This is a genomic window from Clostridium mobile, assembly GCF_018918285.1.
Lineage (GTDB): Bacteria > Bacillota > Clostridia > Clostridiales > Clostridiaceae > Clostridium_AW > Clostridium_AW mobile.
Genome location: NZ_JAHLQF010000001.1, coordinates 286,899 through 302,023, shown reverse-complemented (window position 1 = coordinate 302,023; position 15,125 = coordinate 286,899). Strand labels below are relative to the sequence as shown.

Annotated in this window: 13 protein-coding genes; 12 read left to right on the top strand and 1 reads right to left on the bottom strand. The window is 29.2% G+C overall.

Annotated elements, in window-relative coordinates; genetic code table 11:
- The first annotated feature begins 82 nt into the window (after positions 1-82).
- Positions 83-2,641: a calcium-translocating P-type ATPase, PMCA-type gene (locus KQI86_RS01625; RefSeq protein ID WP_216437412.1), complete on the top strand. Its 2,559-nt coding sequence runs from the start codon at positions 83-85 to the stop codon at positions 2,639-2,641.
- Between the two features lie 43 nt (positions 2,642-2,684).
- Here the strand turns inward: KQI86_RS01625 and KQI86_RS01620 are convergent, their stop codons facing one another.
- Positions 2,685-3,092, bottom strand: coding sequence for a hypothetical protein (locus KQI86_RS01620; protein WP_216437411.1), 408 nt, complete (start codon positions 3,090-3,092; stop codon positions 2,685-2,687).
- A gap of 249 nt (positions 3,093-3,341) precedes the next feature.
- Here KQI86_RS01620 and deoC point away from each other — a divergent pair, with 249 nt between their 5' ends.
- The 11 genes from deoC (at position 3,342) to KQI86_RS01565 (ending at position 15,084) form a co-directional block, all read left to right on the top strand.
- Positions 3,342-4,010 carry a deoxyribose-phosphate aldolase gene (deoC, locus tag KQI86_RS01615; protein ID WP_216437410.1) on the top strand — a complete coding sequence of 223 codons (669 nt, stop codon included), beginning with the start codon at positions 3,342-3,344 and terminating at the stop codon, positions 4,008-4,010.
- A 135-nt stretch (positions 4,011-4,145) separates the two neighbouring features.
- Positions 4,146-6,440, top strand: coding sequence for an AAA family ATPase (locus tag KQI86_RS01610; protein ID WP_216437409.1), 2,295 nt, complete (start codon positions 4,146-4,148; stop codon positions 6,438-6,440).
- A gap of 96 nt (positions 6,441-6,536) precedes the next feature.
- Positions 6,537-6,878 (top strand): PadR family transcriptional regulator, encoded by a 342-nt coding sequence (locus tag KQI86_RS01605; RefSeq protein ID WP_216437408.1) that lies wholly within the window; start codon positions 6,537-6,539, stop codon positions 6,876-6,878.
- Positions 6,869-8,158: an FtsW/RodA/SpoVE family cell cycle protein gene (locus tag KQI86_RS01600; RefSeq protein WP_216437407.1), complete on the top strand. Its 1,290-nt coding sequence runs from the start codon at positions 6,869-6,871 to the stop codon at positions 8,156-8,158. Before KQI86_RS01605 ends, KQI86_RS01600 begins: the two co-directional genes overlap by 10 nt.
- Before the next feature lie 155 nt (positions 8,159-8,313).
- Positions 8,314-8,889: an ATP/GTP-binding protein gene (locus tag KQI86_RS01595; RefSeq protein WP_216438275.1), complete on the top strand. Its 576-nt coding sequence runs from the start codon at positions 8,314-8,316 to the stop codon at positions 8,887-8,889.
- A 285-nt stretch (positions 8,890-9,174) separates the two neighbouring features.
- Positions 9,175-10,272 carry a redox-regulated ATPase YchF gene (ychF, locus tag KQI86_RS01590; RefSeq protein WP_216437406.1) on the top strand — a complete coding sequence of 366 codons (1,098 nt, stop codon included), beginning with the start codon at positions 9,175-9,177 and terminating at the stop codon, positions 10,270-10,272.
- 414 nt (positions 10,273-10,686) lie between these two features.
- Positions 10,687-11,202 carry a GGDEF domain-containing protein gene (locus KQI86_RS01585; RefSeq protein ID WP_216437405.1) on the top strand — a complete coding sequence of 172 codons (516 nt, stop codon included), beginning with the start codon at positions 10,687-10,689 and terminating at the stop codon, positions 11,200-11,202.
- Positions 11,195-11,428 carry a hypothetical protein gene (locus KQI86_RS01580; RefSeq protein ID WP_216438364.1) on the top strand — a complete coding sequence of 78 codons (234 nt, stop codon included), beginning with the start codon at positions 11,195-11,197 and terminating at the stop codon, positions 11,426-11,428. Before KQI86_RS01585 ends, KQI86_RS01580 begins: the two co-directional genes overlap by 8 nt.
- 107 nt (positions 11,429-11,535) lie before the next feature.
- Complete coding sequence (locus KQI86_RS01575; RefSeq protein WP_246582619.1) at positions 11,536-12,735, top strand: MerR family transcriptional regulator; 1,200 nt, start codon at positions 11,536-11,538, stop codon at positions 12,733-12,735.
- Positions 12,736-12,765: 30 nt separating this feature from the next.
- Positions 12,766-13,941 carry a DegT/DnrJ/EryC1/StrS family aminotransferase gene (locus KQI86_RS01570; protein WP_216437403.1) on the top strand — a complete coding sequence of 392 codons (1,176 nt, stop codon included), beginning with the start codon at positions 12,766-12,768 and terminating at the stop codon, positions 13,939-13,941.
- A gap of 21 nt (positions 13,942-13,962) precedes the next feature.
- Positions 13,963-15,084: a DegT/DnrJ/EryC1/StrS family aminotransferase gene (locus tag KQI86_RS01565; protein ID WP_216437402.1), complete on the top strand. Its 1,122-nt coding sequence runs from the start codon at positions 13,963-13,965 to the stop codon at positions 15,082-15,084.
- Positions 15,085-15,125: the final 41 nt, after the last annotated feature.

Genomic DNA, 15,125 nt, shown 5'->3' with positions numbered 1-15,125 from the left:
AATTTAAAGTAAATAATATTTTAATGTTTTATTTCATATATTTATTGTGATTACTATTAGCTATTATCAAAGGGGGAAAATCATGATAAATGAAAAAGAAATTTACTCTGGATTAGACTCTAGAGAAGCGGAAAGAAGATTTAAAAAGTATGGACCTAATATATTGGAGAGCAAAGAAAAGGTTTCGCCTTTAAGAATATTTCTCCAACAATTTAATGATGTTATGGTTTGGGTATTAATCATAGCCACATTAATTTCTGGTATTATGGGAGAGAAAGCAGATGCAATAACTATATTAGTTATAGTAATAATGAACGGTATCTTAGGATTTATCCAAGAGTTTAAAACAGAAAAATCTTTAGAAGCATTAAATAGTCTAGCAGCTCCAACTGCAAAAGTAATTAGAGATGGAGTACTAAAGGTTATAAATGCAGAGAATTTAGTAATAGGAGATTTAATTGTTATTGAAAGCGGAGATAGAATACCAGCAGATTGTATTTTGGTTGAAGATTTTTCTTTAATATTAGATGAATCCCTACTTACAGGAGAATCTGTTGGAGTTAATAAAAATAGTAAAAATAAGGACAATATATTTATGGGCACCATAGCTCTTACAGGAAGAGGTAAGGGGAAGGTAATTTCAACGGGTATGGGCACTGAAATGGGAAAAATAGCAGGAATGCTAAAGGATATTGAAAAGGATAAATCACCGCTAAAAGAGAAGTTAGATGCTCTAGGAAAGGTATTGGTAGTATTATGTATAGGAATTTGCATTGTTGTAACAATAACGGGAATAAGTAGAGGTCATGATAAATATCAAATGTTTTTATTGGGAGTAAGTTTAGCTGTAGCAGCTATTCCAGAAGGGTTACCAGCCATTGTAACCGTAGCCTTAGCCTTAGGAGTTTCTAGAATGCTTAAGAAAAGTGCCTTAATTAGAAGATTACCAGCAGTAGAAACTTTAGGATGCACTTCTGTAATATGCAGTGATAAAACTGGAACTCTAACAGAAAATAAAATGACAGTAACTGAGATATTTTATAATAACAATTACCATAGAGTTGAAAAAGATTCAGTGTTTCCTAATATGTTTTTAAAGAAAGCTGTTACATACTGTAGTGATTGTAATGTTGATTATGGAGAAGGAAGAATAGAAAAGTCACTATCGGGGGATCCAACAGAGAAAGCTCTTATTAAAGCATTTGTTAAGGATACTAAAGATATAAAAAGTATGACAAGTAAGGGAAAGAGAATATCTGAAAAACCTTTTACTTCAGAAAGAAAAATGATGTCAGTAGCCATTAAAGAAGGAATAAATACTAATCTTTATTTAAAAGGTGCCCCTGAAAGAGTTATAGATAGATGCAAATATATAATTATTGATGGAGATGCTAAGTTATTTACATCAATGTATAAAAGTAAAATTTTAAAAGCAGTAGAGTCTATGTCTTTTAAAGCTTTAAGATGCATTGCAATTGCATATAAACCAGATATTAATTTCAAAGGTAATACAGTAGAGTATGATGAAAAAGATTTGACTTTAATAGGGGTTGCTGGCATAATTGATCCACCGAGAAAAGAAGTTAAAGATGCAGTATTTAAATGCAGAATGGCTGGTATAAGACCTGTAATGATAACTGGAGATCATAAAAACACTGCCTTTGCAATAGGTAAAGAATTAGAAATAGTAAAGAATGAAGAGGAAGTTATAACCGGTGAGGAATTAGATAAACTAGATGATAGAAAGCTATTTAATATAGTAGATAATATAAAGGTATTTGCAAGAGTAAGTCCAAATCATAAATTAAGAATCGTTAAAGCTTTTAAAAGTAAGAATAATATAGTGGCTATGACGGGAGATGGAGTAAATGATGCTCCTGCAGTAAAAGAAGCGGACATAGGAATTTCTATGGGGATTTCAGGAACAGATGTAACAAAAGAAGCATCTTCAATGATACTTTTAGATGATAATTTTGCTACAATCGTATCTGCAATAGAAGAGGGAAGAGTAATATACGATAACATTAGAAAGTTTATTAGGTATCTATTATCCTGTAATTTAGGAGAAGTTTTAACTATGTTCTTAGCTTCTTTACTAAATCTTCCTACACCCATGTTGCCTATTCAAATACTATTTGTAAATTTAGCTACAGACGGACTACCAGCCATGGCTTTAGGGATAGACCCAGCAGATATAGATATTATGGAGCAAAGACCAAGGCCTAAGGATGAGAGTATTTTTGCAAGAGGACTTAAGGAAAAGATTTTAATAAGAGGAACATTAATAGGTATTTGCACTGTTGGAGCATTTATTATGGGATATAGGTATAATATGGATTTAAAGACTTGTAGAACTTTAGCATTGTGTACACTAGTAATGTCACAGTTAATACATGTGTTTGAATGTAGATCGGAGAGGCACTCTATTTTTGAAATCAAGCTTTTTACAAATCCATATCTAGTTGGAGCAGTGATTGTTTCAATAGCTATGCTACTTAGCATACTATATATACCATTTTTACAGAAAATATTCCACACCGTGGCGCTAACTTTAGCTCAATGGTCCATAGTGATATTTTTATCTAGTGTAATAGCTTTCATAAATAGTCTTTACCTACTTTTATGGAATAAGAGAAGATAAAGAAGAAAATAAAATAATAAAAACAGGTCTATGACCTGTTTTTCTACTTATATTTTGTTTTTATTTTTTGAACTTTTGGTTCTTTACCCTCAATAGGGACTAAATCTTTTCTAGTAGTTAAATTTCGTATGTTCATTATTTCAATATGCTCTCTATTTTCTTTTCCCTTTTTACCTTTTAAACCTTGAACTAATACATAGTTACCTTGGTTAATTTGCATAAAGTCAATCTTTTTAAACCATTTACGTTTTTTATAAACACATTTAACTATATTTTTACTCCTATCAGGCTTTACTAATAGTGTAACAGTTATTCTATAAAGAATACCCAAAAAGGATTTTTCTTCTACTTTAACGGAGACTACATTACCTTGAATTTGAGCTAATCTATCCCCATATTTTTTTATATAATTTTCTGCATAGTATTTATTTAACTTATCTGTAAATCCCATATACCTGTGACTCCTTTGCATTTGATTTGGTAGCATTAGCTATATTATACCATAGTATTTACAATTTTAAAATAAGGAGATATTAGTTTTTGCAATTATAGTTTAACCCTCTTAATCATATATTATTTAGCATATTAAACTGCTCTAATTTCATAAGAAAATAGTAAGAAAAATAGAATATGTTGTAAAGTATTAATATGTATTATACAATAAGTTTAAAGTGAAGTGCAATTGGAGGGATATTATATTATGAATAATACTAAATTAGCGTCTTTTATAGATCATACAGTATTAAAGCCTGAAACTGGAATTGATAAAATTAAACAAATTTGTGAGGAAGCTTTAAAATATGAATTTGCCTCAGTGTGTATTAATCCATGTAACGTTAAAGTTGCAAGTGATTTGTTAAAAGGAAGTAATGTTAAAGTTTGTACTGTTATCGGATTTCCTTTAGGAGCTAATACAACTGCTGTAAAAGTTTTCGAAACTGAAGATGCAATAAATAATGGCGCTGACGAGATAGATATGGTTATAAATGTTGGAAGACTTAAGGACAAGGACTACGAATACGTAAAAAGAGATATAGAGGAAGTAGTTAAGGCTGCTAAAGGAAAAGCATTAACTAAAGTAATTATAGAAAATTGTCTTTTAACAGAAGAAGAAAAAATAATGGCATGTAAACTTTCAAAGGAAGTGGGAGCTGACTTTGTAAAGACATCTACTGGATTTTCTACAGGTGGAGCTACTCCAGAAGATGTGAAATTAATGAGAGAAACAGTGGGAACTACTATGGGAGTTAAAGCTTCTGGTGGAGTTAGAACTTATGAAGATGCAATGACTATGATAGAAGCAGGAGCTTCAAGAGTAGGAGCTTCAGCATCTGTGCAAATTTGTGAAAATAAAAATCTTAGCAAATAGGAATTATAATTAAGGCATGTAATGGGCATTATGCACATTACATGCCTTTTATATTGAGCTATTATTAAAAAAATGTTACTAAAAAGCAATAAGTAGAATATTAATATATTAATGGTTTGAATAGGGGGGATATTAATGAGCGAACTAAATACAAGAAATATAAAATATTCCATTGATTTTAGTGACATTGAAGCTATGGATGAGGAAGAATATTTATTGGGCTATGAGGATGTATATAAAGATATAAAGAGAGCTTTAGAAATTGATAAAGAAGGATTTAATATATTTTTAATAGATGATTTTTCAAGGGATAAACTTAATACAATGATTAGATATATTGAAGATAATTTACCTAATAATCCGCCTAAAGATGTATGCTATATTGTTGGAACAGAAGGAAGAAATCCTAAAGGAGTTTTTTTATCTAATGGAAAGGGTAAAATATTAAAAAAGTATCTAGAGGAAATACAAAAAAATTATTATCAAAAAATTTATGATTTTTATAATACTTCTAACAATAAGGAAAAAGAAAAGCTACTAGAAAAAGTACAGAAAAATAGAAGTGAATTAATAGGTGAGATGGTTAAAGTCGCAGAGGAAAGCGGTTTTGACATTAAATTCACTGGTGGAGGATTTACATTTATCCCAATAAAAGAAGATGGTAATGCTATGAGTGAAAAGGAGTATGAATCTTTAGAAAAAGAAGACAAGGATCACATAATAAAGAAGGTATTTCAGTTAAAGGAAAAGGCTCAAAATATATTAGACAAAATAAAAAATAGTGAAGAAGAAGGGATAGAAAACATTAAAAAATTAATGGAAGAATACTTAGAAGAATGTTTTCGTGAAACAAAAGAAGATTTTAAAAAAGAATTAAATGGAGAAGAATGTGCAATCAAATATTTAGAAGATATATGTTCAAATATTGAAAAAGAACTAGTAGAAAATTATTCAATGATCTATGAAGAAGATGAAGAAGAGATAGGAGATATAATATATAGATATGGAATAAACGTGATTGTAGATAACAGTCACAATAAAAAACCAATATGCATTTATGAAGATGATCCTAATTTAAGTAATCTACTAGGCAATATCGAATATGAAAATAAAAATGGAGTTTATGTAACAGATGTGAGCTTAATAAAAGCAGGGTCTATGTTAAAGGCAAACGAAGGGTGCCTTATATTAAGAATGAACAATTTATTAGCTAATCCATCTTCATATTATTATCTAAAAAAAGCTTTAATAAATGGAAAGGTAGATATTGATTATAATAAGGGATATCTAGAACTTTTATCTTTAAGCGGAATTCATCCAGAGCCAATACAAATTAAGGAGAAGATAATACTTATAGGTGATTATGAGGTTTATGACATATTATATAACCATGATGAAGATTTTAAGAAGATTTTTAAAATAAAAGCACAGTATAATCCTTATATTAAAATAGATAATAGAGCAAAAGCCTCTTTTTTAAAAATTATAGATACAATATGTAAAAAGAACAATATATTATCTTTAGAAGATGAAGGAAAAAAGGAAATTGCAAAATATCTTTCAAGAAAAGCAGAAAATAAAAATAAATTATACTTCAGCATTGAAGATATAGAGAGAGTGATTTTATTAGCAAATAATGAAGCTATCAATGAAAAAGCTCAATCCATAGAAAAGAAACATATAATCAAAATAGCTTATGCTGAAGATATGATTGAGAAAGAAATATTAGAATCTTTTGAAGAGAAGAAGCTAATGATAAATGTCAATGAGACATTAGTTGGAGAAATTAATGGATTGACTGTTTTAGATGCAGGATATTTTTCCTTTGGAAAGCCAGTAAGAATAACTTGTAACTGTTATAGTGGAGAAGGGAATATTATAGATGTTCAAAAGGATAGTGAATTAAGTGGTAAAATTCACAGTAAAGCTATAAATATCTTAAAGGGGTATATAAATAGGTTGATAGGTGGATATACTAAAATTCCTGTAGATTTTCATCTAAGCTTTGAACAGGTTTATGGCAAAATAGATGGAGATAGTGCCTCTGTGGCGGAGGTTATAGCTATGTTATCTTCCTTAAGCAAAATAGGGATAAAAAACAATATAGCTGTAACTGGTTCAATAAATCAATTAGGAGAAGTTCAACCTATAGGTGGAGTAAATGAAAAAATAGAAGGTTTCTTTAAGGTATGTAGAAAACTAGATAATATTAAAAACAAAGGGGTAATAATACCATATTCTAATATAAATAATTTAGTCTTAAATGCAGAAATTGAAGATGAAATTGATAAAGGAAATTTCCATATATATACCATGAAAACCATAGAAGATGCAGTTACTATCCTTATGTGCAGCGAAGATATAACTTATAAGGATATAATAGAATGTATTGAAAAAGAATTGAAAAAGTACAGCAAAAAAGGAAAATAATATTGACTAAAACAAGAGAATAAAGTAAAGTATACATAGGATATCTATGCATAGAAATCCTATGTATATTTTTATTAAAAAATAGGAGGGGATTTTTTGAAATTTGATAAGGAATTATTAAAGGGGAGTACGGAAACTTTAATTCTTAGTTTAATAAAAGATACTCCCATGTATGGTTACCAAATAATCAAAGAATTAGAAATGAAATCTACAGGAGCATTTATGTTGAAAGAAGGTACGCTATATCCCATCTTACACGGTCTAGAGGAGAAAGGTGTAGTAGAAGCCTTTTGGAGTGAAGGAGAAAATGGGAGAAAGAGAAAATACTATAAAATTACAGAAAAAGGTAAAGGTTATCTAAAAGAAAAAGAGGAAGAATGGAAGTTTTTTAAGGGAGCCGTAGATAGAGTGTTATGGGAGGGGATAGTATGCAATTGATGGATTCTGAAGTTATAAAAGAGTACATAGATTCACTTCTTAAAGAAATTAAGAATAAAGAGGTTCATCAGGAGATAACTTATGAAATTTTATCTCACATTGAAGAGAATTATGAACATGCTTTAGAAACAGGATTAAATAGTGAGGAGAGTATTTTACAAGCTATTAAATCCATGGGAAGTCCAGAAGAAACTGGTCAGAGATTAAATAAAATCCATAAAGGAAAACTAGAGTGGGGTATAGTAGTTCCATCTATTTTAATGTGCCTATTTGGCATTTTTTTAATGTTCTTTATGGCCAGTTATGTTAATAATTTCACCAAAGGCATGGCAGTAAAAACTGTGGTATCATCTATAATGGGATTTATACTTGCTGTAATTTTCTATATATTTGATTATAGAAAGATAAAAAAATATTGTGGAAAGATATTTTTTGCAGCTAATTTAATATTATTAATACAATTATTATTCCCACCTATAAATGGTGCAAAGAAATTTATAACAATAGGACCTATTACTATAAGTACTCTTCAACTGTCTTTGTTTTTGATTTGTGTATCGTTACCTGGAGTTTTAGAAGAAGTTAAAGCTAAGAATAATAAAATTTTATTTCGTTTACTAGCCATATATGCTATTCCATCATTATTAATATTTTTGACACCTTCTGGCATGGACTTTATAATATATACTTGCATATTTATGGTGTTATGTATAAATAGTAAATTTTCAAAGAAATATATTACTTTAATACTTATGATATTTATTGGGGGAATAATTATACAATTTGATAATTTTTCTTACATGATAAACAGGATAACTTCTTTTATAAATAAAGATCCTAATGGAATGGGATATATATATGATCTAATGGACAGTTTAATAAAATCATCTGGATTTTTGGGGAACGGTATAGATTCAAACATACAACTTTTACCAGAACCTCAGGGGCACTTTATATTTGTTTATATTGTATATACTTTCGGATGGATATTTGCGTTGGCTATTATGGCATTAGTGGTATTTTTTATAGTCCGTATGTTTGCCACTGCAAGGGTTATTAAGGATAGCTACGGAAAATTAATTTTAATGTCTTTCGGCACATTGTTTTTAATACAGTTTAGTTTGAATATACTTATGAATTTAAACTTAATTCCACTAGTGAATATAAATTGTCCATTCCTAAGCTATGGAGGAACATCTATGTTGTTAAATATATCTTCAATTGGACTTATTATGAGCATATATAAAAGAAAAAATTATTCACCAGTAATAATAAATTAATAAGGAAAGATAAAGAGGGTACAAATTAACATGAAAAAATAAACAATTTAATTATGATGTATGATATTAGAGGAAATTTAGCTATATCTGTTGAAAGGTGTTCATTAAATTGTTATAATAACTATGTTTCATTGGACGGTGAGAGGAGAGTTATTATGACTAAGAGAATAGCTATATTAGGTGGGCCTAGATGTGGCAAAACCACTCTTATTCAACAGTTATATGTAGATATGAAGATCATGGGATTTAGTGTAGGGTGCGCTACTGAATATAGTACTGAATATTTAAGAGATAAAGGTATGATAGAGAGTATTGCTGAACAATATGGAATATATTTAGGACAAGCTTTGAGGGAAGAGCAGTTAAATTGTTATGATTATGCTATAACAGACTATGCTACATTTGTACCTTATATTTATGGAAGGTTTATGCTTGGTTCTAAAAAAAGAAGTGAAAAAGAAATAGAAATATTAAAAGATCTCTATTGTCTTGCTATAAAGGACTTGCCTAAATATGAGTATATATTTTATGTTCCAAGGGAATTTGGATATGAGCAAGATGAGGTAAGGTGGCAGGATGAAGAGATGGCTAAAAAAGTAGATGATGCCATACTATCATTTTTAGATGCTGAAAATGTTCCTTATAAAATAATTAAAGGGAACACTAAAGAGAGAAGTAAAAAAATTATTGAAGAGATGGGAATAAATTATTTAGTTGAGAAAGAAGCTTAGAAAAAAGTTATGGGGCTTTTTTAATAAATAATAAATTAAGAGTTAAGAATAAAGGAAGGGATTTTTCTATGTAAAATCCCTTCCTTTATACATTTACAATTCTAATATACAGGATTAATATGTATTTTTTATTTTTGCCATACTTTCTAGTGAATATGAGATAATACATTCTACATTATACTACAAAAGCACTTATATTATAATGTTTTTAGTTGAAATAAAGCCATTAGTAGAGTATAATCTTAAAAGGAATTGACTAAAGTGATGAAAGGATTGTGTACATATATGAAATTAGGAATTGTTGGATTACCAAATGTGGGTAAGAGTACTTTATTTAATGCCATTACATGTGCAGGAGCAGAAGCGGCTAACTACCCATTTTGTACTATAGAACCTAATGTAGGTGTAGTTACTGTACCAGATAAAAGATTAGATGTATTAGAAAAAATATATAATACGAAAAAAAAGATATATGCAACTATAGAGTTTTATGATATAGCAGGTTTAGTTAAAGGTGCTAGTAAAGGTGAAGGATTAGGAAATAAGTTCCTATCTCACATTAGAGAAGTAGAATCTATAGTTCATGTGGTTAGATGCTTTGATGATGGAAATGTAGTGCATGTAGAAGGTTCTGTAGATCCAGTTAGAGATATAGAAGTTATAAATCTTGAGCTTATATTATCTGATTTAGAGGTGCTAGAAAGAAGAATAGAAAAAACAAATAAGCTAGCAAAGAGTGGAGATAAAAAAGCTAAAGATGAGATGGCTTTAATGGAAAGAATAAAAGCACATCTTGAAGGGGAAAAGCCCGCTAGAACCTTAGAAGTAACTGCGGAAGAAGAAGAACTAGTTAAAGGATTCTTTTTAATTACTTCAAAACCAGTGTTATATGTATGTAATGTTTCAGAAGAAGACATGATATCTGGAAATACAGAAAATGAATATGTAAAAAAAGTTAAAGAATATGCAAATAAAGAAAATGCTGAAGTTGTAGTTATCAGTGCGAAAATAGAAGAGGAATTATCAACTTTAGATGAAGAAGAAAAATCAGAGATGCTAAAAGAATACGGAATTGAAGAACCAGGACTTTATAAACTAATCCAATCTAGTTATAAGCTACTAGGATTAATGAGTTATTTAACTGCTGGAGTTCAAGAGGTAAGAGCTTGGACTATTAAACAAGGAACTAAAGCACCACAAGCAGCAGGTAAAATACATACAGATATTGAAAGAGGTTTTATAAGAGCTGAAATTATATCCTATGATAAACTAGTAGAATGTGGTTCAGAGGCAGCAGCAAAAGAAAAAGGATATTATAGACTAGAAGGAAAAGAATATGTAATGCAAGACGGAGACGTTGTAAATTTTAGATTTAATGTTTAATTTTAAATCTTTAATCTTATTTAGTTTTAGTAAGATTTTCTATAATTAGTAGGTACTAAAATTATTTGAAATATAAAATATAGAATTTAGAAAAACTGAGTACATAGTGTAAGAGTCAGAGTTTTGACATCACTATTGTACTTAGTTTTTTTATATAATTACTTATTCTTATTTAAAAAGTCACTCATTAAATAAAATTTATAAATTTCCAATAGATCAGTATGATATTAGAAATTAATAGGGAAACATGTGAGGAGAATAATGAGTATAATATATTAAAATACTCACTTTTAATAAAACTTGAAAGAGTGATTTAAAATGTTTGATAAATTTTATTTGATAAATATAAGCTATATTCTCCTCCTCATGCTTTTTATATATAAAATATTTAATATCAAGAAAAATATATATTGTATGGAGAAAAAATTAAATGATTTAGAATATCATGATTTACTCACCAATCTTCCCAATAGAAAGATCTTTTTTATAGTATTGAAGGAAGTTATTTGTCAGTTGAAAAAAGAAAATAAAGCAGGTGCATTATATTTAATTGATATAGATAACTTTAAAAGAATAAATGGAATATTAAACTATTCTACAGGGGATAAAGTATTAAATAAGGTATCTTTGGAAATAAAAAATATTATATCTGGAGAAAAAGAGGTATTTAGATTTGGAGAAGACGAACTTTTAATATTGCAAAAAAACGTAAAGAACTTAGAAGAAGTAGAAGAATTCAGTAAAGTCTTATTAAAAAAGTTGAACAATAATATTCTTATGGAAGATAAAAATGTATATTTGTTCGTAAGTATAGGAAGTACAATTTTCCCTAATAAAGAAGATGAGGTAGAAGATGTGTTAAAAAGAGTAGACATAGCCATGTGTAAAGCAAAAGAGCTTGGTAAAGGGAGATATGAATTCTATGATTGAAGAATTACAAAGGATAAAATTTTACAATGAATTAATTAAAATTATATTTGGCATAATATATTATGAAAACAAGAAGAAAGGAAAGATATTTATGCCAAAAGATAGTCAACCAGATAATAAAAAAGCTAGAATGGAAAAAAGCAATTATCAAACACCAATAACTAGAGAAACAGCTAAGAACAGCAATAGAACAACTAAAAAACAATCTGCGGAAAGAGGACAGTAAAATGTTCTCTTTTTTATGTATTTCACAAAAAATTAATAAAAATATTCAAAAAACTATTGACCATTACCTAACGTCATGGGTTAAAATGATTATTAGAGGTGAGTAATTTGTATAAGGAGGATGAAGAACTCTATACCGTAGGCCAATTTGCTAAAAAGGCTGGGGTTACTATTAGAACTTTAAGGTTTTATGATAAGATAAACTTGCTTAAGCCTTCTAACTATAATGAGCTAGGATATAGACTTTATAATAAGCAAAATTTCGGTAGGCTTCAAAAAATCCTTACATTAAAATTTATAGGTTTATCTCTTGAAGAAATAGGGGATATTATGAAATATGATATAGATGATAAAGACTTTAAAAAATCCCTTAATATTCAAAAAAAAATCATAGAAGAGAAAATTGATCATATGTCCAATGTACTGAAAGCTATAGATGAAACTCTCATTATGGTGCAAAAAGAAGATAATCTAAATTGGGATAAGTTTGTAAATGTAATTAATTTAATAAATATGGATAATAAGTGGATTGAACAGTATAAAAATGCCTCGAACCTAAGAGCTAGAATAAATATACATGAAAAATTCAGCAGTAACAAAGAAGGATGGATGCCATGGTATTTTACTAAGCTTGATATAGCAAAAGGAGCTAAGATATTAGAACTTGGTTGTGGTGATGGAAGTTTATGGTTGAAAAATATTGAAAAAGTACATGAAAGCTGGAATATAACTCTAACGGATTTTTCCCAAGGTATGTTAAATGATACGAGAAATAATTTAGAGAAATGGGAAAATAGGTTTAACTTTGCTGTGGTAGATGCTCATGATTTGCCCTATAGTGATGGCAGCTTTGATATTGTAATAGCCAATCATATGTTGTATCATTTAGGAGATCTAAATAAGGCTCTATCAGAGGTAAAAAGAGTATTAAAAACTGGTGGGCAATTTTATGCTTCTACTGTAGGAAAAAACCACATGAAGGAAATGAGAGATATCATAGCACAGGTGGATAAGAATCTACTTAACATGGAGGGCTTTACTCGTACAGAAAATTTTCAACTTGAAAATGGAGAGGACATACTTAAAAACTGGTTTAGGGATATTGTAATAAATAGATATGAGGATAGTTTAATGGTTACTGAAAGTTCTGCTCTTATGGATTACATATTTTCTATGCCAGGTAATATAAAAAACAATTTTAGTAAAGAGAAATTTAATAAACTAGAAGGTAAGATGAAAAAAATAATAAAAGAAAAAGGCAGTATATACATAAACAAGGATACAGGCTTTTTTAAAGCTATAAAGTAAATATTATTATAATACAAAGGAGTGTTAATTATGGGAAAAAAGATACCTTTTTCACCACCAGATATAACTAGAGAGGAAATTGATGAAGTAGTAAAAGTATTAGAATCAGGATGGATTACTTCTGGACCAAAAGTTTTAGAGTTTGAAGAATCTATGAAAAAATTCTGCCAATCTAATTATGCAGTAGCGGTTAATAGCGCAACGGCTGGAATGGAGTTATTATTAAAGGTATTGGATATAAAAGAAGGAGATGAGGTAATAACTACACCTTATACCTATACAGCAACTGCAAATGTTATAGTTCATAGAGGTATAAAACCAACCTTTGTTGATGTAGAAAAGGATAATTTTTTAATCGATATAGATGCCATTGAAAAAGCTATAACTCCTAAGACAAAAGTAATTATGCCAGTGGATTATGCAGGTATACCACTAGACTACGATAAGCTTAAAAATATGCTAAAGAGAATAGGAAGGGAAGACATAATAACTATATGTGATTCAGCCCATTCTTATGGCGGCACATATAAAGGAAAAAGAGTAGGTGCTCAATGTGACTTCCACGTATTTTCCTTTCACGCAGTAAAGAATTTAACTACTGCTGAAGGAGGAGGAATAACCTTTAATGACAATAATTTTAAAGGAAAAGAAGATTTGCATAGAGAACTTAAAATAACAGCTCTTCACGGACAGACTAAAGATGCTCTTTCAAAGATGAAAGCAGGAGCATGGAAATATGATATAATAACAGATGGATTTAAATGCAATATGACAGATATTATGGCTGCTATTGGAGTAGTTCAGATGAAACGCTATGAAAGCATGATAGATCATAGAAGGAAGGTATTTGAAGTTTATAATAATAATTTAAAAGACAAAGAATGGGCTATTACTCCTTTTAGTAAAAATGATATAATGGAATCATGTTACCATCTATATCCTTTAAGAATAAAAGGTTTTGAAGAAGAAAGTAGAGATAAAGTTATTCAAACTTTAGCAGATAAGGATATAGCTACTAATGTACACTTTATACCTGTTCCTATGTTAAGTCTTTATAAAAACTTAGGATATAATGTTCAGGATTATCCAAATGCTTATAATCAATACAAAAATGAAATAAGCTTACCAGTGTATTCTACTTTAGCATTAGAAGATGCTGATTATTTAATTAAAGAGCTTATAAAAGCTGTAGAAGAGTTATTATAACTTAGAGGAGGATTATTATTTATGGAAGTTAATTTTTATACGTCTCAAAGAGAATATTTAGCTAAGAGGGAAGAATTTCAACAAGCCATTGAAAATGTACTTAAGGATGGAATAGCCACTCTTGGGAAGGAAGTTAAAGATTTTGAAAAATCAATAGAAGATTTTACTGGAGCAAAGCATGCAATTGGAGTAGCATCAGGAACAGATGGATTGATTCTTACTTCAGACATATTAGGATATAAGAATGGAAAAGAGATTATAACATCACCCTTTACTTTCCTAGCATCCACATCTTGTATAGCAAGATATGGTGGGAAGCCAGTGTTTGTGGACATAGATCCTGAAACTTTTAACATAGATACTACAAAGATAGAAGAAAAAATTACAAAAGATACTGTAGGATTGCTACCAATTCATCTATTCTGCCAGATGGCTAATATGGATGATATAATGGACATTTCAAAAAAACATAACCTATCTGTGTTAGAAGATGCTGCAGAAGCTTTTGGAATGAGATGGAAAGGAAAGGGAGATACTTATAGACATGCAGGAGCTATAGGAGACATAGGGATTTTCTCATTCTTCCCAACTAAAACTTTAGGAGCTTATGGCGATGGAGGAATGGTTATAACAAATGATGATAAATTAGCGGAACTAACTAAAATATATAGAGTTCATGGAGCTAAGGCAAAATATCATTATGACTACATAGGATATAATTCAAGATTAGATACAATGCAGGCAGCTATACTACTTGTAAAAATGAAATATATTAATGACGCTATTAAGAGAAGAGAAGAAATAGCAAATATTTATAAAGAAAGATTAAAAGACATAGAAGAATTAAAACTTCCAGTTATCAAGGGAGATCAAATGCCAGTTTATTATGTATTTAATATACTTTGCGAAAAAAGAGATGAGTTAAATGCATTCTTAAAGAAAAGTGGTATAGGAACAAGTATTTACTATCCAATGCCATTACATCTTCAAAATTGCTTTAGCTATTTAGGATATAAAAAGGGAGATTTCCCAGTAGCTGAAAAAGTGTGTGGAGAAATTCTTGCATTACCAATATATCCTGAAATAAAAGATGAAGAAGTAGAATATGTATGTGAAAAAATAAGAGAGTTCTATAAAAAATAATAAAGTAATAATGAAAAAGACTGTTGATAGCATGTGTTATT

Excerpts from the sequence above, each read along its gene's own strand:
- KQI86_RS01625 (WP_216437412.1), top strand. The coding sequence starts at position 83 with ATGATAAATGAAAAAGAAATTTACTCTGGATTAGACTCTAGAGAAGCG.
- KQI86_RS01620 (WP_216437411.1), bottom strand. The coding sequence starts at position 3,092 with ATGGGATTTACAGATAAGTTAAATAAATACTATGCAGAAAATTATATA.
- deoC (WP_216437410.1), top strand. The coding sequence starts at position 3,342 with ATGAATAATACTAAATTAGCGTCTTTTATAGATCATACAGTATTAAAG.
- KQI86_RS01610 (WP_216437409.1), top strand. The coding sequence starts at position 4,146 with ATGAGCGAACTAAATACAAGAAATATAAAATATTCCATTGATTTTAGT.
- KQI86_RS01600 (WP_216437407.1), top strand. The coding sequence starts at position 6,869 with ATGCAATTGATGGATTCTGAAGTTATAAAAGAGTACATAGATTCACTT.
- KQI86_RS01595 (WP_216438275.1), top strand. The coding sequence starts at position 8,314 with ATGACTAAGAGAATAGCTATATTAGGTGGGCCTAGATGTGGCAAAACC.
- ychF (WP_216437406.1), top strand. The coding sequence starts at position 9,175 with ATGAAATTAGGAATTGTTGGATTACCAAATGTGGGTAAGAGTACTTTA.
- KQI86_RS01585 (WP_216437405.1), top strand. The coding sequence starts at position 10,687 with ATGGAGAAAAAATTAAATGATTTAGAATATCATGATTTACTCACCAAT.
- KQI86_RS01580 (WP_216438364.1), top strand. The coding sequence starts at position 11,195 with ATGATTGAAGAATTACAAAGGATAAAATTTTACAATGAATTAATTAAA.
- KQI86_RS01570 (WP_216437403.1), top strand. The coding sequence starts at position 12,766 with ATGGGAAAAAAGATACCTTTTTCACCACCAGATATAACTAGAGAGGAA.
- KQI86_RS01565 (WP_216437402.1), top strand. The coding sequence starts at position 13,963 with ATGGAAGTTAATTTTTATACGTCTCAAAGAGAATATTTAGCTAAGAGG.